This window comes from Micromonospora sp. CA-249363, assembly GCF_050950185.1.
Classification (GTDB): Bacteria; Actinomycetota; Actinomycetes; order Mycobacteriales; family Micromonosporaceae; genus Micromonospora.
The window spans coordinates 3715524-3734467 of record NZ_CP192020.1; the positions used below are offsets into that span (position 1 = coordinate 3715524).

Annotated in this window: 25 protein-coding genes; 7 read left to right on the forward strand and 18 right to left on the reverse strand. The window is 72.6% G+C overall.

Annotation, left to right across the window (positions count from 1 at the left end):
* Positions 1 to 24 precede the first annotated feature (24 nt).
* Entirely contained in the window at positions 25 to 411 is a 387-nt protein-coding gene (locus ACQPZK_RS17070; protein ID WP_433533904.1) for a DUF2267 domain-containing protein, read from the reverse strand.
* Positions 412 to 591: 180 nt separating this feature from the next.
* Between ACQPZK_RS17070 and ACQPZK_RS17075 the strand changes: the two genes are divergently transcribed.
* The 4 genes from ACQPZK_RS17075 (at position 592) to ACQPZK_RS17090 (ending at position 2671) form a co-directional block, all read left to right on the forward strand.
* Positions 592 to 924 (forward strand): nuclear transport factor 2 family protein, encoded by a 333-nt coding sequence (locus tag ACQPZK_RS17075; RefSeq protein ID WP_433533905.1) that lies wholly within the window; start codon positions 592 to 594, stop codon positions 922 to 924.
* 29 nt (positions 925 to 953) lie between these two features.
* Positions 954 to 1790 (forward strand): oxidoreductase, encoded by an 837-nt coding sequence (locus ACQPZK_RS17080; RefSeq protein ID WP_433533906.1) that lies wholly within the window; start codon positions 954 to 956, stop codon positions 1788 to 1790.
* A gap of 129 nt (positions 1791 to 1919) precedes the next feature.
* Complete coding sequence (locus ACQPZK_RS17085) at positions 1920 to 2252, forward strand: STAS domain-containing protein (protein WP_433533907.1); 333 nt, start codon at positions 1920 to 1922, stop codon at positions 2250 to 2252.
* Positions 2252 to 2671: an ATP-binding protein gene (locus tag ACQPZK_RS17090; RefSeq protein WP_433533908.1), complete on the forward strand. Its 420-nt coding sequence runs from the start codon at positions 2252 to 2254 to the stop codon at positions 2669 to 2671. The genes ACQPZK_RS17085 and ACQPZK_RS17090 overlap by 1 nt, the downstream gene beginning before the upstream one ends.
* A 12-nt stretch (positions 2672 to 2683) precedes the next feature.
* On the opposite strand, the gene ACQPZK_RS17095 is transcribed toward ACQPZK_RS17090, so the two are convergent.
* Positions 2684 to 4228 (reverse strand): PP2C family protein-serine/threonine phosphatase, encoded by a 1545-nt coding sequence (locus ACQPZK_RS17095; RefSeq protein WP_433533909.1) that lies wholly within the window; start codon positions 4226 to 4228, stop codon positions 2684 to 2686.
* 32 nt (positions 4229 to 4260) lie between these two features.
* The gene (locus ACQPZK_RS17100) at positions 4261 to 5007 is read right to left on the reverse strand and encodes an alpha/beta hydrolase (RefSeq protein WP_433533910.1); all 747 of its coding nucleotides are present in this window, start codon (positions 5005 to 5007) and stop codon (positions 4261 to 4263) included.
* Positions 5008 to 5135: 128 nt separating this feature from the next.
* Here ACQPZK_RS17100 and ACQPZK_RS17105 point away from each other — a divergent pair, with 128 nt between their 5' ends.
* Complete coding sequence (locus ACQPZK_RS17105; protein WP_433533911.1) at positions 5136 to 5567, forward strand: nuclear transport factor 2 family protein; 432 nt, start codon at positions 5136 to 5138, stop codon at positions 5565 to 5567.
* 7 nt (positions 5568 to 5574) lie between these two features.
* Here the strand turns inward: ACQPZK_RS17105 and ACQPZK_RS17110 are convergent, their stop codons facing one another.
* The 7 genes from ACQPZK_RS17110 to ACQPZK_RS17140 form a co-directional block, all read right to left on the reverse strand.
* Positions 5575 to 6045 carry a molybdenum cofactor biosysynthesis protein gene (locus ACQPZK_RS17110; RefSeq protein WP_433533912.1) on the reverse strand — a complete coding sequence of 157 codons (471 nt, stop codon included), beginning with the start codon at positions 6043 to 6045 and terminating at the stop codon, positions 5575 to 5577.
* Positions 6046 to 6096: 51 nt separating this feature from the next.
* Entirely contained in the window at positions 6097 to 6792 is a 696-nt protein-coding gene (gene urtE / locus ACQPZK_RS17115; protein WP_433533913.1) for an urea ABC transporter ATP-binding subunit UrtE, read from the reverse strand.
* A complete protein-coding gene (gene urtD / locus ACQPZK_RS17120; protein ID WP_433533914.1) occupies positions 6789 to 7565 on the reverse strand; it encodes an urea ABC transporter ATP-binding protein UrtD in 777 nt (258 codons plus the stop codon). The genes urtE and urtD overlap by 4 nt, the downstream gene beginning before the upstream one ends.
* Positions 7562 to 8749, reverse strand: a complete 1188-nt coding sequence (gene urtC, locus ACQPZK_RS17125) for an urea ABC transporter permease subunit UrtC (protein ID WP_433533915.1) — start codon at positions 8747 to 8749, stop codon at positions 7562 to 7564. Before urtC ends, urtD begins: the two co-directional genes overlap by 4 nt.
* A complete protein-coding gene (gene urtB / locus ACQPZK_RS17130; protein WP_433533916.1) occupies positions 8746 to 9633 on the reverse strand; it encodes an urea ABC transporter permease subunit UrtB in 888 nt (295 codons plus the stop codon). The genes urtC and urtB overlap by 4 nt, the downstream gene beginning before the upstream one ends.
* A 77-nt stretch (positions 9634 to 9710) precedes the next feature.
* Positions 9711 to 10955: an urea ABC transporter substrate-binding protein gene (gene urtA / locus ACQPZK_RS17135; protein WP_433533917.1), complete on the reverse strand. Its 1245-nt coding sequence runs from the start codon at positions 10953 to 10955 to the stop codon at positions 9711 to 9713.
* 407 nt (positions 10956 to 11362) lie between these two features.
* Positions 11363 to 12445 carry a substrate-binding domain-containing protein gene (locus tag ACQPZK_RS17140; RefSeq protein ID WP_433533918.1) on the reverse strand — a complete coding sequence of 361 codons (1083 nt, stop codon included), beginning with the start codon at positions 12443 to 12445 and terminating at the stop codon, positions 11363 to 11365.
* A 96-nt stretch (positions 12446 to 12541) separates the two neighbouring features.
* Between ACQPZK_RS17140 and ACQPZK_RS17145 the strand changes: the two genes are divergently transcribed.
* Positions 12542 to 13006, forward strand: coding sequence for a MarR family winged helix-turn-helix transcriptional regulator (locus ACQPZK_RS17145; RefSeq protein ID WP_433533919.1), 465 nt, complete (start codon positions 12542 to 12544; stop codon positions 13004 to 13006).
* 9 nt (positions 13007 to 13015) lie between these two features.
* On the opposite strand, the gene ACQPZK_RS17150 is transcribed toward ACQPZK_RS17145, so the two are convergent.
* The 8 genes from ACQPZK_RS17150 to ACQPZK_RS17185 form a co-directional block, all read right to left on the reverse strand.
* Positions 13016 to 13390 (reverse strand): cupin domain-containing protein, encoded by a 375-nt coding sequence (locus tag ACQPZK_RS17150; protein ID WP_433533920.1) that lies wholly within the window; start codon positions 13388 to 13390, stop codon positions 13016 to 13018.
* A gap of 104 nt (positions 13391 to 13494) precedes the next feature.
* Positions 13495 to 14235, reverse strand: coding sequence for an urease accessory protein UreD (locus ACQPZK_RS17155; RefSeq protein ID WP_433533921.1), 741 nt, complete (start codon positions 14233 to 14235; stop codon positions 13495 to 13497).
* Positions 14235 to 15005: an urease accessory protein UreG gene (ureG, locus tag ACQPZK_RS17160; RefSeq protein ID WP_433533922.1), complete on the reverse strand. Its 771-nt coding sequence runs from the start codon at positions 15003 to 15005 to the stop codon at positions 14235 to 14237. Before ureG ends, ACQPZK_RS17155 begins: the two co-directional genes overlap by 1 nt.
* Positions 14995 to 15684: an urease accessory protein UreF gene (locus tag ACQPZK_RS17165; RefSeq protein ID WP_433533923.1), complete on the reverse strand. Its 690-nt coding sequence runs from the start codon at positions 15682 to 15684 to the stop codon at positions 14995 to 14997. Before ACQPZK_RS17165 ends, ureG begins: the two co-directional genes overlap by 11 nt.
* A complete protein-coding gene (locus ACQPZK_RS17170) occupies positions 15684 to 17387 on the reverse strand; it encodes an urease subunit alpha (protein WP_433533924.1) in 1704 nt (567 codons plus the stop codon). The genes ACQPZK_RS17165 and ACQPZK_RS17170 overlap by 1 nt, the downstream gene beginning before the upstream one ends.
* On the reverse strand, positions 17384 to 17734 hold the full coding sequence (locus ACQPZK_RS17175) for an urease subunit beta (RefSeq protein WP_433533925.1): 351 nt from the start codon (positions 17732 to 17734) through the stop codon (positions 17384 to 17386). Before ACQPZK_RS17175 ends, ACQPZK_RS17170 begins: the two co-directional genes overlap by 4 nt.
* Entirely contained in the window at positions 17731 to 18033 is a 303-nt protein-coding gene (locus tag ACQPZK_RS17180; RefSeq protein WP_222957358.1) for an urease subunit gamma, read from the reverse strand. The genes ACQPZK_RS17175 and ACQPZK_RS17180 overlap by 4 nt, the downstream gene beginning before the upstream one ends.
* Positions 18034 to 18125: 92 nt before the next feature.
* Positions 18126 to 18263 carry a hypothetical protein gene (locus ACQPZK_RS17185; protein ID WP_433533926.1) on the reverse strand — a complete coding sequence of 46 codons (138 nt, stop codon included), beginning with the start codon at positions 18261 to 18263 and terminating at the stop codon, positions 18126 to 18128.
* A 233-nt stretch (positions 18264 to 18496) separates the two neighbouring features.
* Between ACQPZK_RS17185 and ACQPZK_RS17190 the strand changes: the two genes are divergently transcribed.
* Positions 18497 to 18901, forward strand: a complete 405-nt coding sequence (locus ACQPZK_RS17190) for a hypothetical protein (RefSeq protein ID WP_433533927.1) — start codon at positions 18497 to 18499, stop codon at positions 18899 to 18901.
* The last annotated feature ends 43 nt before the right edge of the window (positions 18902 to 18944 follow it).

Below are 18944 nucleotides of genomic sequence, written 5' to 3' on the forward strand. Positions count from 1 at the left end.
ACCACGCCTCGTGCGGTCGGCCCGTCAGGGGCCGTGCGGCAACGGTTGGGCCAGCGCCCGCAGGTCCGCCGGAAGCTGGGACAGGGCATCGGAGAACTCCCGGTGCCCGACCACCCGGTGCAGGGTCTGCAGAACGGCCCGTGCGCCCCGCTCGGCCCCGGCCCGGTCCGTGCCGGCGCGGTCGGCGACGCGGCGCAGGAACTCGTCGTACCCGAATGTCTCGGGCGGTTCGGCGGCCTTGACCAGCAGCGGGCTCAGCTCGGCGGCCACGTGCGGGGCGAGCGCGGACGCCTCGCCCCCGCTGAGACGCTCGGTGAGCGTCTGCAGCACGGCCTCGGTGAGCGGGCGTGCCTCGGCGGGGCCGATCCCCGCCCGTGCCGCGACCTTGTCGACGAACGCCAGTTCGGCCATGGACCCGCCCCTCTCGTCGCCGGGACGCGTGGCTACCCGGGCCGGGCGGCGGCAAACCCGGGGCGCCGGACCGGCGGTTCTGCCGGTTGCGCCGCGCCCCGCCCGCCGTGTCTCGTACGGTGAGGGCGGACCGGGACCACGGTGGCCGCCCGACGGCGGCCCGTGCCGCAGGAGGAGCAGATGGCGGTCGACCTGCCCGACGTGATCGACAGGTACTTCCGGGCCGTCGGCGACGGGGACGTGGACGCCTTTGTCGCCTGCTTCGCGGACACGGCCAGCGTGGCCGACGAGGACCGGCTGTACGACGGCCGGCCCTCCATCCGCTCCTGGCGGGAGCGGACGATGGCGGAGTACTCCTACACCGCCGAACCGGTGCGGGTCACGCCCCAGGCCGGCGACTCGTACCTGGTCCTCACGCGGCTGTCGGGCGACTTCCCCGGCAGTCCGGTCGAGCTGCGGTACCGGTTCACCCTGCGCGACGGCCTGATCGGCGCCCTGGACATCCGCCCGTAGCGATCGGTCATCGGTCGGAAGGAGATGCCGTGCCGCGAGTCTGGCTCGTCACCGGCTGCTCGCGAGGGCTCGGCCGGGCGCTCGCCGAGGCGGTGCTGGCCGACGGGGACCAGCTCGTCGCCACCGCCCGCGACCCCGCGCAGCTCGCCGACCTCACCGACCGGTACGGCGACCAGGTTCGGACGATCGCGCTCGACGTCACCGATCCGGCCGCCGCCCGGTCGGCCGTACGCGCGGCGGTGGACGCCTTCGGCGCGCTGGACGTCCTGGTCAACAACGCCGGGTACGCCGACGTCGGCGCGATCGAGGACATGTCCGAGGACGCGTTCCGGGCGCAGATCGAGGCCAACTTCTACGGGGTGGTCCACCTGACCCGCGCCGCCCTGCCGGTGCTGCGGGAGCAGGGGCGCGGGCACATCGTGCAGATCTCCAGCGTCGGCGACCGGGTCGCCAGCACCGGACTGGGCGCGTACCAGTCCGCCAAGTGGGCGGTCGCCGGCTTCTCGGCGGTACTCGCCACCGAGGTCGCGCCGTTCGGGATCCGGATCACCACGGTCGAGCCCGGCGCGCTGCGCACCGACTGGGCGGGCGCGTCGATGAGCATGTTGCCGACCACCGAGCCGTACCGGCCGGTGATCGAGCCGGTCGTCGAGCGGATGCGCCGCACCAGCGGGAACCAGCCGGGCGATCCCGCGCGGGCGGCGCGGGCGATCATCGAGATCACCCTCGTCGAGGACCCACCCGCGCGGCTGCTCCTGGGCGCCGACGCCGTGGCGGCCGCCGCGACGGTGGCCCAGGCGCTCGCCGCGTCGGACGCGCGGTGGCGCGAGCTGAGCGAATCCGTCGCGTTCGACTCGGGGTCATGACCCGTCCGCCGTCGCGGAGTGACCGCGTTTTCTTGATCAACCGCCAAACGGAGGACACGGCCGGCCGGCCATCGGATGACATGATGTCCCGACAACGGCTGACGCGACGAGAAAGGGTGCTGCTGTCCGATGGCGCACTTCGAGGCCCGCACGTCCACGGCACCGGGGCGGATCGTGGTCACGCTGACCGGTGAGTGCGACCTGGCGGCCCAGCCCGAGCTGACGACCGTGCTGTCCGCGGCCGTACGCGCCGCCGCGGTGGTGGTGGTCGACGTCGGCGGCCTCCGGTTCCTCGACTCCACTGGCCTGCACGGCCTGGTGACCGCCCACCAGGCGGCGCGCGCCGACGGCCGGCAGCTGTACGCGGTCAACGCCACCGGTCCGGTCGCGGCCGTCCTCGACATCACCGGCGTCGGCAGCCTGCTGCGTCCGCCCGCCGACGACCCGCGGCTGGCGGGCTGATGGCGGCCGACCGACCCCACGCCCACGCCGTGGCCGACGAGCCGCCGTCCGTCCCCGACACCATGGCGTACGAGGTGGCGGCCGACCTGCGGGCGCTGCGCGCGTTCGTCTGCCACGGCGCCACGGCTCGGGGCCTGTCGGCCGAGCGGGTGGAGTTGCTGGCGCTCGCGGTCAGCGAACTGGCGACCAACACGTTGCAGCACACCACCGGCGGCGGCCAGGTCCGGCTCTGGGCAGAGGGTGACCAGGTGTTCTGCGACGTCGTCGACCAGGGCCCGGCGCGGACGCTCGGCCGGGAGATGCCCGCGGCCAACGCGGTACGCGGTCGCGGGCTGGCCATCGTCGAGCAGATCTGCGACGAGGTGCGGGTGCTCGCCGCCGAAGACGGCACGGTGGTCCGGATCCGGCTGTCGCGGTGAGCCGGGCCCGGGTCAGGGCAGGACGCGCACGGCCAGGGTGCAGGTGTCGTCGTCCGGGCTGGGGTGGTGCAGCAGATTCCGCAGCCGGGCGAGGGTCTGCTCCCCCGGCGTCGCGCTGAGCGCGGACAGGGTGGCGCTCACCTGCCGCAACCGGTCCTGCTCCGGCTCCCGGCGCTCGACCAGGCCGTCGGTGTAGAACAGCACGAGGTCGTCGGGGCGCAGTCGCGGGGTGAGCACCGGGTACGTCGAGTCGGCCACGGCGCCCAGCAGCAGACCCGGCGGGCATTCGAGCGGGTCGGTCCGACCGGCGCGGGACAGCAGCGGCGCCATGTGCCCGGCACGGCCCCAGCAGAGCGCCCGGGTCGCCGGGTCGTACACGGCGACCACCGCGGTACCGGTGATCGAGAGCTGACCGCAGAGCCGGTTGAGGTGCCCGAGCAGCACCGACGGGTCCCCGATGCCGATCGACAGCCAGGACACCAGGGCGAAGCGCAGGTGCGCCATCCCGCTCGCCGCGTCCAGCCCGTGACCGGCGACGTCGCCGACGGCGAGCACGACCGTGCCGTCCGGCAGGGCCTGCGCGTGGTACCAGTCGCCGCCGACCTGCGCCGTGCTCTCGGCCGGCAGGTAGTTGACCACCGCCTCGATGCCGGGCAGGGCGAACGTCTCGCGGGGCACCGGCTGGATGAGGTTCTGCAACTGCCCGGCGAGCCGGTGCTCGGCCAGCGCGGTCATCTCCCGCGTCCGCAACTGGTCGCTGAGCCGTTCGATGGCGGTACGCGAGTCCACCCGGGCGGTCACGTCCTGCACCACGGCGTGGATCTTCAGCGGTACGCCGTCCGCGTCCCGGGACACGTCGGAGAGGATCCGCAGGTGCCGCACCCCGCCGGTCGTCTGGAACCGGACGGTCACGTCGGAGGAAGCCCCGCTGTCCAGCGTCTGCCACGCCGCCTCGCGCAGCATGTTGTCGTCGGGTAGCAGGGCGGCGGCCTGCTCGGCGCGCGACAGCGGCCCGAGGGCGGGATCCCGTTCGAAGATGCGGTACATGCCGGGTGACCACTGACTGATCCCGCTGGCCAGGTCGTACTCGGCCCAGCCGAGGTTGCCCAGCAGCTCGGTGCGGTCCAGGCGACGACGGTCCTCGTCGAGCCGCTGCCAGGACACCAGCAGGCCGCCCAGGACGCGGTGCACCTCGATGTCGAACAGCGAGTCGGCGACGACGCCGGTGCGCTTCTCCACGTACCGGAAGTCGGCCAGGCGGCCGGACGACCCGGTGGTGAGCACCCGTTCGTAGAGCTGCCAGAGCGGCCCGCCGACCATGCTGGGGTACAACTCGCTGAGGCAGGCGCCGATCCGGTCGACGCCCCGACCGTAGATGTCCTGGCTCTGCCCGCTGGTGGCCTCGATCCGCCAGTCGGCGACGGCCCGGTGGTCGTCGGGCACCGGCACCAGCCAGGTGCACCCGGCCGGGACCACCGCGAGGATCTCCCGGACGACCGTCTCGACCGGCCGCGTCGCTCCGGCGGCGTGCGCGCCCGGACCGTCCTGGTCCGCCATGGCACGAAGCCTAGTACGCACCGCTGTCCGAGCTACCCCATGGTGGCGCGGGCAGCGGAGTCGATGAAGTCGGCGACCGGGCCCGGTTGCGAGACCGCCACGGCGTGCGACCCTTCGACCTCGACCACGGTGGACCCGGCCCGCTGGGCCAGGAAGCGTTGCAGTTCCGGTGGGATGCCCTGGTCCTGGGTGCTGATCAGGGTCCACGACGGGATCGTCTTCCAGGCCGCCTTGGTCACGGACCCGGTCTGGGCCTCCGCCGTGGCCGGCCGCTGCGTGACCGCCATCAGCTCGGCGACCTCGGGATCGACGTCGGCGGCGAAGACGGCCGGGAACTTCTCCTGGTCGATGTACTGGTCCATGCCGGTCCCACCGTCGGGCTGGGTGAACGGAACCATCTTCACGGACGTGACGAGCTGACTGCCGGGATACTTCATGACCAGGTCGACCACGCTCTCGCCGACCTCCGGGCTGACGCTGGCGACGTACACCAGGGCCTTCACGTTGGCCGCGCCGTCCGCGGCCTCGGTCATCACCACTCCGCCGTACGAGTGCGCGACCATGACGACCGGACCGTCGACACTGTCGACGACGGAGCGGGCGTACGCCGCGTCCCCCTGCACGCCGCGCAGCGGGTTGGCGACGGCGATGGCCGGATAGCCCCGGCGCTTGAGGTTCGCGATCACCCCGTTCCAGCTCGACGAGTCGGCGAAGGCCCCGTGCACGAGCACGATGGTGGGCAGCCCTGCCTGCTGGCCGGACGTGTCAGAAGCACTCATGCGGCATCACCTTCCGTGGCATAGAACCAGTATTCGGGATGAATCAGACTCCGGTCGGTGGTTTCTCGAAACGGGCGGGCGCGCCGCCGCGCCGATGCGCCCACGTCCGAGCGGCGCGGGCTGCCACAATGCGGTCAGTCCGGACGGTGACGCCGGGCGCGGGAGACCGGGAGGACGGCACCATGCCGGACAGCGCACGCGAGGCGGAGCTGCTCGACGCCGAACGCACCCTGCAGGCCGCCCAGCGCGCCGGTGACGTCTCGGCCCTGGACCAGTTGCTCGTCGACCAACTGATCGCGATCGGCCCAGACGGCCGAAAGCACACCAAGGCGGAGGACCTCGTCACGCACCGGGACCGGACCTCGGTCGTCGATGAACTCGTCGAGGAGGAGCTGGACCTGCTCGTCGTCGGATCGACCGGCGTGACGTTCTGCCTGGCCCGGGTCGCCGGGATGTTCGGCGGCGCGCCGTTTTCCGCGCGCCTGCGCTACACCCGCACCTGGGTGCACGACGACCCGCACGGGTGGCGGGTCCTCGCCGCGCACATCAGCCAGGTGTGAGCGCCGGTCAGTTCACGGTGGCCGTGATCGGGCCGACGCGCAGCACGCCGTCGTGCAGTGGCGTGCAGCGGACGCCGCCCGTGGTGCGCAGCGCCTTCCAGGCGCCCGGGCCGACGGTGACGTCCATCCAGGCGCAGGGGCGCGCGGCCCGGTTCACCCGCAGGCCCACGGGGCCGTCGCCGGAGTCGAGGACCAGCACCCGGCCGATCAGCTCGTCCACGGCCAGGCCGGTGGTGAGGATGTTGCGGCGGACCTGAGCCAGCCCGATGCCGGCCGGCAGCGACTCCTGGGCGATCACCGTGACGCTGGCGTCGCGGTGTGCCGGCTTGCCGAAGTAGCGGTCGCCGACGATGCCGAGGCCGGCCCGGATCTGGACGGTGTCGACCAACTCGCCGGGCGGCGCGGGCGCCGGGCCGTCACTGGGTCGGCCCAGGAAGCGGTGCACGGGCGAGGCCAGCAACTCGACGATCTGCGCCATGGCACGGATTCTACGAACCAGAACGGCCGCCGAGGCACGCTCCGACTCGACTCAGACCGCGAGGGCGGCGCGTACCTCCCGCTCCGCCGTGACGCCACCGTCGCCGTGCGAGGTGACCCGGCCGGATTCGAGAACGTGGTAGCGGTTCGCCACCCGCAGCGCGAACCCGAGGTGCTGCTCGACGAGCAGCACGCTGAAGCCGGACTGGCGGGTCAGCTCGACGATCCGCTCCTGGATCTCGGCGACCACCGACGGCTGGATGCCCTCGGTCGGCTCGTCGAGCATGAGCAGCCGCGGCCGGGTGATCAACGCGCGGGCGATGGCGAGCTGCTGACGCTGACCGCCGGAGAGCAGCCCGGCCCGCCGCCGCAGCAGCGGGCGCAGCGCGGGGAACAGGTCCAGCACCTCCGCCGTGGCCACCGCGCCGTCGCGCCGACCGTCGGCCACCAGGCGCAGGTTCTCGGCCGCCGTGAGGTGCGGGAAGCACTGCTGGCCCTGCGGCACGTACGCCATCCCGCGCGCCACCCGCTCGTGCGGCGCGAGCCGGGTGACGTCCTCACCGTCCAGCTCGACCGTGCCGGCGGTCGGGCGCAGCAGGCCCGCCGCGAGCCGCAGCAGGGTGCTCTTGCCGGCGCCGTTGTGCCCGAGCACCGCGGCCACCCCGTCGGGCGGGACGGCGAGGTCCACCCCGTGCAGCACCCGGGAACGCCCGTAGCCGGCGTGCACCCCACGCAGGGTCAGCATCATGCCTCCACAGAACTGGGGACCGACCCGGCGTCGACCGGGTGGCCAAGGTAGACCTCCTGCACACGCGGGTCCGCCTGGACCTGCGCCACCGTGCCCTCGCTGAGCACCTTCCCCGCGTGCAGCACGGTGACGCTGCGCGCGAAGCGGCGCAGGAAGTCCATGTCGTGCTCGATCACCACGACCGTACGATCGCGGCTCACCGTCTCCAGCAGGACGCCGGTGGCGTCGCGCTCCTCGTGGCTCATCCCGGCGACCGGCTCGTCGAGCAGCAGCAGCCGAGCGTCCTGCACCAGCAGCATGCCGATCTCCAACCACTGCTTCTGACCGTGCGCGAGGGTGCCGGCGAGCTGGTCGGCCCGGCCGATCAGTCCGATGGTCTCCAGCGCGGCGGCCACCTCGTCGGGGATCCCCCGGCGACGCCGGGCGAGGGTGGCCCAGCTTCGGCGGGCGCCGGCCGCGATGTCGAGGTTCTGCACGACCGACAGCTCCTCGAAGATCGTCGACGTCTGGAACGTCCGTCCGACGCCGAGGCGGCTGATCCGGTGCACCGGGCGGCCCAACAGCTCCTGGTCGCCGAAGCACACCGAGCCGGTGGCCCGCACCAGGCCGGTGATCGCGTCCACGAGGGTCGTCTTGCCGGCGCCGTTCGGCCCGATCAGGAACCGGATGTCCCCGGCGGGCACCTCCAGCGAGACGCCGTCGACCGCGGTGAAACCGTCGAAGCTGACCCGCACGTCACGGACGGACAACCCGTCCAGTCGGTCCTCGCTCATGAGGCCGGCACCTCCGCTCGCTCGGCGCGTCGTCGACCCAGCGCCGACCACCAGCCCCGTCGTGACGCGGGGTCCGCGTCGCGGCGGCGGGCCAGCGCCCACAGCGACGCCAGGCCGCCGGGAAGGAACGCCACCACCACCACGAAGAGCAACCCCTGAAGGTACGTCCAGGTGCCCGGGAACCGTTCGGAGAGGGCGGTACGCGCCCAGGCCACCGCGACCGCGCCGAGCACCGGCCCGAGCAGCGTGGCCCGGCCGCCCACCGCGACCCCGATGACGAACTCGATCGACGGGACGATGCCGATCAGGGCGGGCGAGATGATGCCCACCGCCGGCACGAACAGCGCGCCGGCGAGCCCCGCCATGCCCGCCGCCACCACGTACGCGACGAGCTTGACCGACGCCGGGTCGTAGCCGAGGAAGCGGACCCGCTCCTCGCTGTCGCGTACCGCCACCAGCAGCTCGCCGTAGCGGCTCTGCATCAGCTGGCGGGCCAGGACGAGCAGCGCCAGCAGGACGCCGGCGATGATGAAGTAGACCATCCGCTGGTTGACCGGGTCGTCCAGGTCGTACCCGAAGAAGCCCTGGATGTCGGTGAGCCCGTTGGTGCCGCCCGTGGTGCCCTGCTGACCGATCAGCAGGATCACCATGGCGGCGGCGAGGGCCTGGCTGAGGATGGCGAAGTACGCGCCCCGCACGCGGCGGCGGAACACCAGCGAACCGAGCCCGAACGCGACGGCCATCGGCAGCAGCACCGTGGCCGGCAGCGCGAACCACGGGCTGGCGAACGGCCGCCACCACACGGGCAGTTCGTCGAGCTGCCCGTACAGCTGCATGAAGTCGGGCATCCCACCGGGACCCGCGTCGGCGAGCTTGAGGTGCATGGCCATCGCGTAGCCGCCCAGGCCGAAGAACACGCCCTGGCCGAGGGTGAGCATGCCGCCCCGCCCCCAGGCGATGCCGATGCCGACGGCCACCATGGCGACGCAGAGGTACTTGGCGAGCAGGGCCAACCGGAAGTCCGACAGCGCCAGCGGCGCGACGGCGAACAGCAGCGCCGCGCCGAACGCGAACCCGGCCAGCGTGCGCAGCCGGGAGCGGCCACCGGGCCGCTTCGGTGGCACGGCGTCGGTCGGGGCCGGTGTGCTGGCGGTGCTGGGCGGCGCGGGTGTCACGGCGGTCATGCGAGGCTCCTGGTCCGCAGGGTGAACAGGCCCTGTGGCCGCCACTGGAGGAACGCGACGATCGCCACGAAGACGATCACCTTGGCGACGCTGAGGGTCGTGAGGTACTCCCCGGTGGCCTGGAGCACGCCGAGGGCGAAGGCGACGATCACGCTGCCCTTGAGCTGGCCGATGCCGCCGACCACGACGACCAGGAAGGCGTCGATGATCAGGTTTGTGCCCATGGTCGGGCCGATCGGGCCGAGGAGGGTGAGCGCCACTCCGGCGAGCCCGGCCAGGCCGGAGCCGATGAAGAACGTCGTCCGGTCGACCCGGGCCGTGGGGATGCCGGACACCGCCGCGAGGTCGCGGTTCTGCACCACCGCGCGGACCCGACGCCCCAGCGGGGTGAGCCGCAGCGCCAGGGTGAGCGCGGCGACGGCGGCCAGGGCCAGGGCCAGGATGAACAGCCGGTTGTTGGCGACGGTCAGCCCGCCGGGCAACGCCACGTTGCCGGTGAGCAGGTCCGGCGCGCGGGTCTGCACGTTCGGGCTGCCGAAGACGTCCCGCGCGAGCTGTTGCAGCATCAGGGACACGCCCCAGGTGACCAGCAGGGTGTCCAGCGGGCGGGCGTAGAGCCGGCGGATCAGCAGGATCTCCAGCAGCACACCCATCGTGCCGGCGACCACGAACGCCACCGGCAACGCCACCAGCAGGGACACGCCGGCCCCGGTGATGCTCTGTTGCAGCACGTACGTGGTGTAGGCGCCGGCCATGATGAACTCGCCGTGGGCCATGTTGATGACGTTCATCTGGCCGAAGGTCAGCGCCAGCCCGAGCGCGATGAGCAGCAGCACCGCGCCGATGCTGATGCCGGTGAAGAGTTGACCGAAGAGGACTGTCACGGTGGGTACTCCGTACTGCTGGTCGGGGGACCCGGGCGGGCCGCGCGTCGTCGCGCCGCCCGCCCGGGCCGGCGTCGTCAGCTCAGGCCGCTCGCCCACGGGTAGGTCTTGAGGTACGGGTCCGGCGTGACCGGCTTGCCGGAGTTCCACACCTCGGTGATCAGGCCGTCGGCACCGATCTTGCCGATGCGGGCGGTCTTGGCGATGTGCTGGGTCTTGCCGTCGACGGTGACCAGGCCCTCCGGCGCGTCGAAGGTGATCCCGTCGGAGGCGGCACGGACCTTCTCGACGTCGAACGCGCCGGCCTTCTCGACCATCGCCTTCCACAGGTAGACGCTGACGTAGGCGGCCTCCATCGGGTCGCTCGTCGGCTTGTCCGCGCCGTACTTCGCCTTGTACGCGGCCACGAACTTGCTGTTCGCCGCGCCGGGCGTGGTCTGGTAGTAGTTCCAGGCGGTCAGCTGGCCCTCCAGGTACTGGGTGCCGATGCCCTTGACCTCCTCCTCGGCGATGGACACCGACACCACCGGCATGGCGGCGGCGGTCAGCCCGGCCGACTTGTACTCCTTGAAGAAGGCCACGTTGCTGTCACCGTTGAGGGTGTTGAAGACGGCGTTCGCGCCGGACGACTTGACCTTGTTGACGATCGTGCCGAATTCGGTCGACCCGAGGGGCGCGTAATCCTCGCCGACCACGGTCATCCCGTTCGCCGCCGCGTACGCCTTGATGATTTTGTTGGCCGTCCGGGGGAACACGTAGTCGCTGCCGACCAGGTAGACCGACTTCGTTCCCTGGGCCTTGAGGTAGTCGAGCCCGGGGACGATCTGCTGGTTGGTCGTGGCGCCCGTGTAGAAGATGTAGGGCGACTGTTCCAGACCCTCGTACTGCACCGGATAGAACAGCAGGGCCTTGTTCTTCTCGAACACCGGCTTGACCGCCTTGCGGCTGGCCGACGTCCAGCAGCCGAAGACGGCCGCGACCCGGTCCTCGGAGATGAGCTTCTCGGCCTTCTCCGCGAAGGTGGGCCAGTCCGAGGCGCCGTCCTCCCCGACCGGCTGGATCTTCTTGTTGAGGACGCCGCCGGCCGCGTTGATCTCCTCGACGGCGAGCATGATCGAGTCGCGGACGGTGACCTCGCTGATCGCCATGGTGCCGGAGAGCGAGTTGAGCAGGCCCACCTTGACGGTGTCGCCGGAGACGTCGGCGGTGACGCCGGCCGCGCCGCCCTCGTCACTGGTCTTGCTGCCGCACGCGGTCATGGCGGCCGCGGCGACCAGGGTCATGGCACCCGCCAGGATGCGGCGGCCCCAAAGAAGTGACATCTAATCTCCCTGCGGTGCACTCAAGTATCGAAAGGACGGTCGGTGCGGTCCGGTGGAGCTGACGTTGGCGACGCCGAGGTCGACGGGTGGACGTCGCCTGTGGTCATCGCATCGGGTACGGGCACGCAAAGCGTCGACCGGCATGATTGCGTGAGTGTTTCCCAGTCCTTAATTGACTGTTTCCCCGGCACGTGGAGAGTGCGCACGCCACAATGGCCGGCAGCGTCTTCGCAGAACGATGCCGGCAGCGATTAATTCAGCGGGAAAAGGGCCACCACAATGGTCGGCGGACAGATTTCCGCCGACGGTGGACACACAATCGCGGTATCCGGCCCGAGCCAGATACTTCACGCAGGAAGCATCTTAGGGTCGTGCCGGGTGGACCTGTCAAGGGTCCGGACGGGCGGTCAGAGCTGGGCGAGCACGGTGAAGTCGAGACCGTCGGCCTCGGCGAGGTAGATCCGCTGGCGCACGTGCCGCCGACGCAGCCGCAGCCGACCGCGCGGCCCGTGGTACGCCACCGTGTCGGCAGCCGTCTCGATCGCCCGTACGTCGAGGGTGCGGGCCTGCGCGATCAGGGCGGCGAGCAGCATCACGCCCTCGTAGCAGGACTCCCCCAGACTGCCCAGCGGCGGCGCCTCCACCCCGAACCGGCGCGCGAACTCGCCGTGGAAGTCCAGGTTCTCCTGCGTCACGAGGCCGGCGAAGAAGCCCGCGGTGCTGTAGAGCCGCCGCGTCGCGCCCACCCCACTGGCGAGCAGCATGTTCTCGTCCATCAGGGTGCTCAGTCGCAGGCACCGCTGGTCCATCCCGGCACGCCCGAACGCCCGGTTGAACCGCACCGCGTCCGCGCCGACGAGCAGCATCACCACCGCGTCCGCCTCGCTGCGCTCGATCTGGCGCAGCACGTCGTCGAAGTCGTGCGTCTCCAACGGCAGGAACGCCTGCCCCACCACCCGACCGCCGCCGCGCAACGCGTACCGGTGGGCCGCCCGCGCGGTGCGCCGGGGCCACACGTAGTCGTTGCCGACCACGAACCAGCGACGGACGCCCTGCTCACCCGCGAGCAGCCGCATGGCGGGCCACAACTGGGCGTCCGGCGTCTCGCTGGTCAGATAGACCCCCTCGGTACGCTCACCGCCCTCGTACAGGGCGGTGTAGACGTACGGCACGCGGTGGGCGACCCGGGGCGCGAGCGCCTGGCGCACCGAGGAGATGTGCCAACCGGTGACGCCCTGCACGGCACCCACCGACACCAGCGCCTCGACCTCGGCGGCCACCTCGGCGGGCGGGGCGCCACCGTCGACCGGCACCAGCCGTACCTCCCGGCCCAGCACACCGCCGCAGGCGTTGATCTCCTCGACCGCGAGCTGGGCGCAGAGTTCGCAGGTCGGGCCGAACATTCCCGCCGGCCCGCGCATCGGGTACACCAGCGCGATGCTGACCACGGCCCGATCGACGGTGAGCCACGGCGGTGCCGGCGCGGACATGAGCACATGATTGCCCGGACAACGACGCAAAACCAGACCTCACCACGGACCGGGACGACTCGCTACCATGACAGGGCCACCTGCCCAGGGAGTTCCATGTCAGACGTGCCCGGGGCGCCAGCCGACCTGCTGCGCTCGCTCACCCGCGCCGAACGGCTGCTCTCCCGCCGGTTGGCCGCCGTTCTGGCCGACGACGAGCTGACCACCGAGGCGTGGCGGGTGCTCTGCCTGCTCGCCGACGGCCAGGGCCACCCGATGAGCGAGGTCTCCGCCGAGGCCTCGTTGCCGCCGGGCACCCTCACCAAGCTGGTCGACCAGCTCGTCGACCGCAACCTCGTGTTCCGGCGGATCGACCCGCTGGATCGCCGACGGATCCGGGCCTACCTGACGACGCGGGGCCGACGTGAGCACGCCCGCCTCGACGAGCGGGTCCGCGCCAGTCTCGCCGAGGTGGGCGTACCGGCCGACACCGCCCTGCTCGACGACCTCGCCGAGCTGATCGCCCGCCTCGACCCGGCGGCTCGCCGTGATCACGCCGAGGCGGCCGGCCCGCGCCGCTGAACGCCGGGCTCACTCCACCTTGGTGAGCAGCGGTTTGCCCTTCTCGACGACGTACGTGGCCAACTCGACGGCCACCCCGTCGCCGACGTTGCGGGCCTGGTGGTGGACCCCGTACGGCACGGTCAGGGCGTCACCGACGTTGCACACCACCGGCGGCTGACCCTCGAGGGTGTACTCCAGCGACCCCTGGAGCACGCAGATGATCTCTTCGCCGGGGTGGAAGTGCAGGAACGGCGGCGAGTCCGGCGTGAACTCGACCCGACTCTGGACGACCTCCCGGCCCTCGATGCTGAGGTCGTGCCGCTGGAGGTCGACGCGCCACAGCCCGGGAGCGCCCTCCACGGCTGTCGGACTGATGCCCTCGGGTCGAGCCTTGCCACTCATCACGGCCTCCTGTGAGCCATCCGGCGACCGGCGATCGCACGTTTTCCGAGGATAGGAGCGAAGCGAGCGCCGGGGGCCGAGATGCCGCAGAACGGCGTACCGGATCAGGCGGTGACCTCGGCGAGGGCCGCGCCGCCGAGGTGGGCGCGCAGCGTGTGCGCGTCGGGCGCGGTGGCGCTCCACAGCGTCGCCGGACCACCGGCCAGGGGAAGCCGGGCGACGGTGCCCTCGACCATCGCCGAGTCGGCCGGTCGGGTCGGGTCCACCACCAGCAGCGACCCGGTGGCCGGCGCGCCGCCGAGCACCGCGGGGCCGGCCCAGCCGGGCGCTCTGGGCCCCACGGCCAGCGACTGGCGCAGCAGCGGCCCGCCGTCGTAGTCGACCCGGGTGTGCACGACGGCAGCTCCGGGCGTCTCGCCGTACCGGCCGCAGATCACCTCGTCCCGCCAGGTCAGCGTCGCGCCCACGGCCAGCTCGACCCGGGACTCGGCGAGGTGCGCGCAGCCGGCCGCCGCGACCAGTTGCTCGGGCAGCCAGTGCAGTGCGCCACCGTCGTGCACCACGGCGTGTACCGCCATCCGCGACACGGCATCGGGCCGACCGGGCAGGGCGATCGAGGCGGCGACGCTGTGTACCCGCACCGCCGCCCCCGGCCCCACGTCGATCTCCAGCCGCAGGTCGTCGCCGGCGAGCGGGCCGGCCGCCCCGCCCACCACGTACACGGTCGCGACGCGACCATCCCCGGGCGTCTGCCGCAGCAGCAGCGGCGTCTCGCCGCGCAGCTCGGCGAGGACCGTGCCGCCCCGGCCGTCGGCGCGGGCCACCACCCGGGCGTACGCGCGCATCAGGCCGAGCCGGCCTGCGCGGCGATCGGGTGCAGGGCCGCGTGGTGCGCCAGCTCGTGGCGGATCCAGTCGGCGACCCGACCCGCCGTCGGGTCCCCGACGATCGACAGGAACACGGTCGGCAGGTCGCCGCGCCGGGCCCGCGCGTCCCGGTCCATGACGGCCAGGTCCGCGCCGACCATGGGCGCCAGGTCGGTCTTGTTGATGACGAGCAGGTCGGCGGACGTGACCCCCGGGCCGCCCTTGCGCGGCACCTTGTCCCCACCGGCCACGTCGACCACGAAGATCTGCCGGTCCACCAGGCCCCGGCTGAACGTGGCGGTCAGATTGTCCCCGCCGCTCTCGACCAGCACCAGGTCCAGCGGGCCGACCGCCTCGGCCAGCTCGTCCACGGCGTCGAGGTTGGCCCCGATGTCGTCGCGGATGGCGGTGTGCGGGCAGCACCCGGTCTCCACGGCGCGGATCCGGGTCGGGTCCAGCACGCCGGCCCGCTTGAGGAAGTCGGCGTCCTCGGTGGTGTAGATGTCGTTGGTGACCACGCCGAGTCGCAGCTCCCCGGCGAACGCCCGGCACAGCGCCGCCACCAGGGCGGTCTTGCCGGACCCGACCGGCCCACCGATGCCGACGCGCAGCGCCCGGCCGGGCCGCGCCAACGGCGGATGGGGGTCCACCCCCGGCTCGGGATGGGTGTGCGGAACGGTCTCGTCGTGCGGTACGAGGGCCGGGTCGGCAGTGGGCGCAGCGGTCGGCGAAACGGTGTCAGGACGCAAAGAGACGCACCTCCCAGGTGGCATGAGCTTCGGCGTAGATGTCGGCAAGGGGCGCGGCGGCCGCGGGCAGCCGCTCGGGTGGATCGTCGGCGGCGCGGGCCGCGTCGGCGGCGGTGCCGTCGCACAGGTCGGTCAGACCCACCAGCAGGGCCTGCACCTGGTACGGGTCGAGGCCGAGCAGGCGTACGCCGGCACTGGCCGCGCCGGTCACCGTTCCGTAGGCGGCGACCATGGCGGTCTCGGCGCGGCTCAGGCCGGCGGCGGCGCAGAGCAGCCCGAGCACCAACGGCTGGTGCGCTCCCTGCGGTGTCGCGGGCAGGTCGTCGAACGGCGCGTCCGGCCAGATGGCCCGGCCGGCGCGCAGCAGGGCCCGACCCTGTCGGCGGGACACCCCCCGTAGCGCCGGCGACGCGGTCCGGGCGTCCAACTCCGCGTCGAGGCACACCAGCGCGGACCCGCGTACCTCCGGATCGGTCCACACCGCGCGGTGCGCCGCCGCCGCGAACGCGGCACCGACCAGACCGGCGGTGGCCAGCCGGCCGACGAGGAACGCCTCCAACGAGGCCAGGTCGCCGACCCGGCCGGCGGCGACGGCGGCCTCCAGGCCGCCGGAGTGCGCGTGCGCGCCGGCCGGGAAGCGACCGTCGGCCAGCAACAGGAGCAGGCTCGACGTCGGCATCAGAACAGGAAGTACCGCTGGGCCATCGGCAGGCGGGGCACCGGATCCGGTTCCACCACCTCCCCGTCGATCCGCACGGTGAAGGTGTCCGGGTCCACCTCGATCCGGGGCATCGCGTCGTTCTCCGGCAGGTCGGCCTTGCCCCGCGAGCGCACGTCGGCGACCGGCACCACCCGTCGCCGTACGTCCAGGCGCAGCCCGGCGTCGAGGGCGGCCGGCGCGACGAAGGCCAGGCTGGTGGCCGCCGCCGCGACGCCGTACGCCCCGAACATCGGTCGCGGCAGCATCGGCTGCGGTGTCGGGATGGACGCGTTGGCGTCACCCATCTGGGCGTACGCGATCATCCCGCCCTTGATCACCAGGTGTGGTCGTACGCCGAAGAACGCCGGATCCCACAGCACCAGGTCGGCGAGCTTGCCCGGCTCGACCGAGCCGATCTCGCCGTCCAGCCCGTTCGCCATCGCCGCGCAGATGGTGTACTTCGCCACGTACCGCCGGGCCCGGTGGTTGTCGGCCGCCCCGTCGCCGGGCAGCGCGCCCACCCGCTCCTTCATGACGTGCGCGCTCTGCCAGGTCCGCAGGATCACCTCGCCCACCCGGCCCATCGCCTGCGCGTCAGAGCCGATGATGGAGATCGCCCCGAGGTCGTGCAGCAGGTCCTCGGCGGCCATGGTGGACGGTCGGATGCGGCTCTCGGCGAACGCCAGGTCCTCGGGCACGGACGGGTTGAGATGGTGGCAGACCATCAGCATGTCCAGGTGCTCGGCGAGGGTGTTGGCGGTGTACGGCCGGGTCGGGTTGGTCGACGACGGCAGCACGTTCGGCTCGCTGGCCACCGTGATGATGTCCGGCGCGTGCCCGCCTCCCGCCCCCTCGGTGTGGTACGAGTGGATGGCCCGGCCGCCGATCGCCCGCAGCGTGTCGGCCACGAACCCGGCCTCGTTGAGGGTGTCGGTGTGGATCGACACCTGCACCCCGGAGGCGTCCGCCACCCGCAGGCAGGCGTCGATGGCCGCCGGGGTGGTGCCCCAGTCCTCGTGCAGCTTGAAACCGCCCGCGCCGGCGCGTAGCTGCTCCCACAGCGCCTCTTCGGAGACCGTGTTGCCCTTGCCGAGCAGCAGGACGTTGACCGGCAGCGTGTCCAGCGCCTCGTGCATGCGGGCCAGGTGCCAGGCGTTCGGGGTGACCGTGGTGGCCCGGGTGCCCTCGGCGGGGCCGGTGCCGCCGCCGACGAGCGTGGTGACGCCGCTGGCGAGCGCCTCGGTGACGATCTCCGGGCAGATGAAGTGCACGTGGGTGTCGACGGCCCCGGCGGTGAGGATCCGCCCGTTGCCGGCGATGACCTCGGTGGCCGGGCCGATGACCAGGTCGGGGTGGACACCGGGCATGGTGTCCGGGTTGCCGGCCCGACCGAGGGCGACGATCCGCCCGTCGCGCAGGCCCACGTCGGCCTTGACCACGCCCCAGTGGTCGAGCACCACCGCGCCGGTGATGACGGTGTCGAGGGCGCCCTCGGCGCGGGTGGCCCGCGACTGGCCCATCGACTCGCGGATCACCTTGCCACCGCCGAAGACCGCCTCGTCGCCGCCCACGCAGTGGTCGGTCTCGACCTCGATGAGCAGGCTCGTGTCGGCCAGTCGGATGCGGTCGCCGGTGGTGGGCCCGTACAGGTCGATGTAGCGGTCCCGCCGCACGGCGCTCACCGCGCCGGCCCGTCGGTCGTCGGCCTGGCTGCTGACGCCGCGTCCAGCGGCCCGGCGCACTCGCCGCGCAGGCCCGGCACGACGCGCGCGCCGCCGAGCGGCACCAGGTCGACGCTGCGGCTCACGCCCGGCTCGAACCGGACCGAGGTACCCGCCGGAACGGCGAGGCGCTGCCCCCAGGCGGCGCCCCGGTCGAAGGCCAGGGCCGGATTCGCCTCGGCGAAGTGGTAGTGCGAGCCGACCTGCACCGGACGGTCGGCCGTGTTGACCACGACCAGGGTGGTCACCGGTCGACCCACGTTGATCTCCACCGGGCTGGCCGCCGGCAGGATCTCCCCGGGGATCACGGGATCGGGTGGTGCACCGTCACGAGCTTGGTGCCGTCCGGGAACGTGGCCTCCACCTGCACCTCCCTCAGCAGCTCGGGAATGCCGTCCTGGACGTCGTCGCGGCCGAGCACGGTCCGGCCGGCCGACATGAGGTCGACCACCGACCGCCCGTCCCGGGCCCCTTCGAGCAGGAAGGCGGTGATGATCGCGACGGCTTCGGGATAGTTGAGTCGCAGGCCGCGTTCGCGGCGGCGGCGGGCCACGTCGGCCGCGACGTGGACGAGCAGGCGGTCCTGCTCGTGCGGGCTGAGGAACACGGGATTCTCCGGTGGGGATCGGCGTGGCCGGCTCGCCGTCGGCTCCGCGCTGAGCCACGCCCGGGCAGCACCACCCGGAGAACGAGCTGGGATCACACGACCGCCGTGACGACCGTCGACGGGGTGGCCCGGGACTCCACCATCCCGGCCCGCACGACGGGCACCCGGCGGTGTCGGTCGGATGCGGACCGCACCGCCCACCGCTTGTGCCGACCGTAAAGGATCGTCACCGGCGAGGGCAACAGTCTGCTCGGGATGAGAGATCACGCCGTGGGCCTCCTTCACGCCCGGCGCGAACTGGTGCTTCCGTACCTCGGAGGGTCGCCTCGGGTTCGCCACCATCACGAACACCCGCGCCGATCAGACGTTCGTCATGCACGTCGTGGTGTGGGACGTCACGGGCGGCTGACGCGGCGCCGGGTACTCATTTCCGCCAGACGTCACTGCGAGAGATGATCGCTCGATGACGGCGACGAGGCGTACGGGCGCACTGATCGGCGGGCTGTTCCTGGCGGTGGCCACCGTCGGGGTGTGGCTCGTCTGGCTGGGCTGGGACACCGGTTACACGGTCGACGCGCGGACCGGCGCGACGAGTGGCCCGTACGAGGCGTGGCAGGTGATCGGCTGCGTACTGACGCTCGTGCTGCTGGCCGCGCTGGCCGCGTGGCGACTCAGCCCATGGCTGGTGGCAGCCGTGATGACTGTCGCCTTCACCGCCGCCTGGTCCCGCCAGGCGGCGGCGCGCGACGACAGCGGGCTGTGGGTTGTCGGAGCGGTCCTGGTGCTGGTCGGGATGGCGGTGGGCAGTACGACGGTGAGCCTCGCCGTCCGCCGGCTCGCCGGTGGCCGGGTCGCCCGTTCCGACTAGGACGCATCCCGACGACCTCGCACCGGCTCGTTGGTTGCCGTCG

Coding starts and splice junctions, on each gene's coding strand:
- ACQPZK_RS17105 (WP_433533911.1), top strand. CDS start 5,136: ATGCGGTCAGTCCGGACGGTGACGCCGGGCGCGGGAGACCGGGAGGAC.
- ACQPZK_RS17150 (WP_433533920.1), bottom strand. CDS start 13,390: ATGAGTGGCAAGGCTCGACCCGAGGGCATCAGTCCGACAGCCGTGGAG.
- ACQPZK_RS17140 (WP_433533918.1), bottom strand. CDS start 12,445: ATGTCCGCGCCGGCACCGCCGTGGCTCACCGTCGATCGGGCCGTGGTC.
- ACQPZK_RS17070 (WP_433533904.1), bottom strand. CDS start 411: ATGGCCGAACTGGCGTTCGTCGACAAGGTCGCGGCACGGGCGGGGATC.
- ACQPZK_RS17145 (WP_433533919.1), top strand. CDS start 12,542: ATGTCAGACGTGCCCGGGGCGCCAGCCGACCTGCTGCGCTCGCTCACC.
- ACQPZK_RS17095 (WP_433533909.1), bottom strand. CDS start 4,228: ATGGCGGACCAGGACGGTCCGGGCGCGCACGCCGCCGGAGCGACGCGG.
- ACQPZK_RS17090 (WP_433533908.1), top strand. CDS start 2,252: ATGGCGGCCGACCGACCCCACGCCCACGCCGTGGCCGACGAGCCGCCG.
- urtD (WP_433533914.1), bottom strand. CDS start 7,565: ATGAGCGAGGACCGACTGGACGGGTTGTCCGTCCGTGACGTGCGGGTC.
- urtE (WP_433533913.1), bottom strand. CDS start 6,792: ATGATGCTGACCCTGCGTGGGGTGCACGCCGGCTACGGGCGTTCCCGG.
- ACQPZK_RS17165 (WP_433533923.1), bottom strand. CDS start 15,684: ATGCCGACGTCGAGCCTGCTCCTGTTGCTGGCCGACGGTCGCTTCCCG.
- ACQPZK_RS17110 (WP_433533912.1), bottom strand. CDS start 6,045: ATGGCGCAGATCGTCGAGTTGCTGGCCTCGCCCGTGCACCGCTTCCTG.
- ACQPZK_RS17085 (WP_433533907.1), top strand. CDS start 1,920: ATGGCGCACTTCGAGGCCCGCACGTCCACGGCACCGGGGCGGATCGTG.
- urtA (WP_433533917.1), bottom strand. CDS start 10,955: ATGTCACTTCTTTGGGGCCGCCGCATCCTGGCGGGTGCCATGACCCTG.
- urtC (WP_433533915.1), bottom strand. CDS start 8,749: ATGACCGCCGTGACACCCGCGCCGCCCAGCACCGCCAGCACACCGGCC.
- ACQPZK_RS17155 (WP_433533921.1), bottom strand. CDS start 14,235: ATGCGCGCGTACGCCCGGGTGGTGGCCCGCGCCGACGGCCGGGGCGGC.
- ACQPZK_RS17075 (WP_433533905.1), top strand. CDS start 592: ATGGCGGTCGACCTGCCCGACGTGATCGACAGGTACTTCCGGGCCGTC.
- ACQPZK_RS17100 (WP_433533910.1), bottom strand. CDS start 5,007: ATGAGTGCTTCTGACACGTCCGGCCAGCAGGCAGGGCTGCCCACCATC.
- ACQPZK_RS17190 (WP_433533927.1), top strand. CDS start 18,497: ATGACGGCGACGAGGCGTACGGGCGCACTGATCGGCGGGCTGTTCCTG.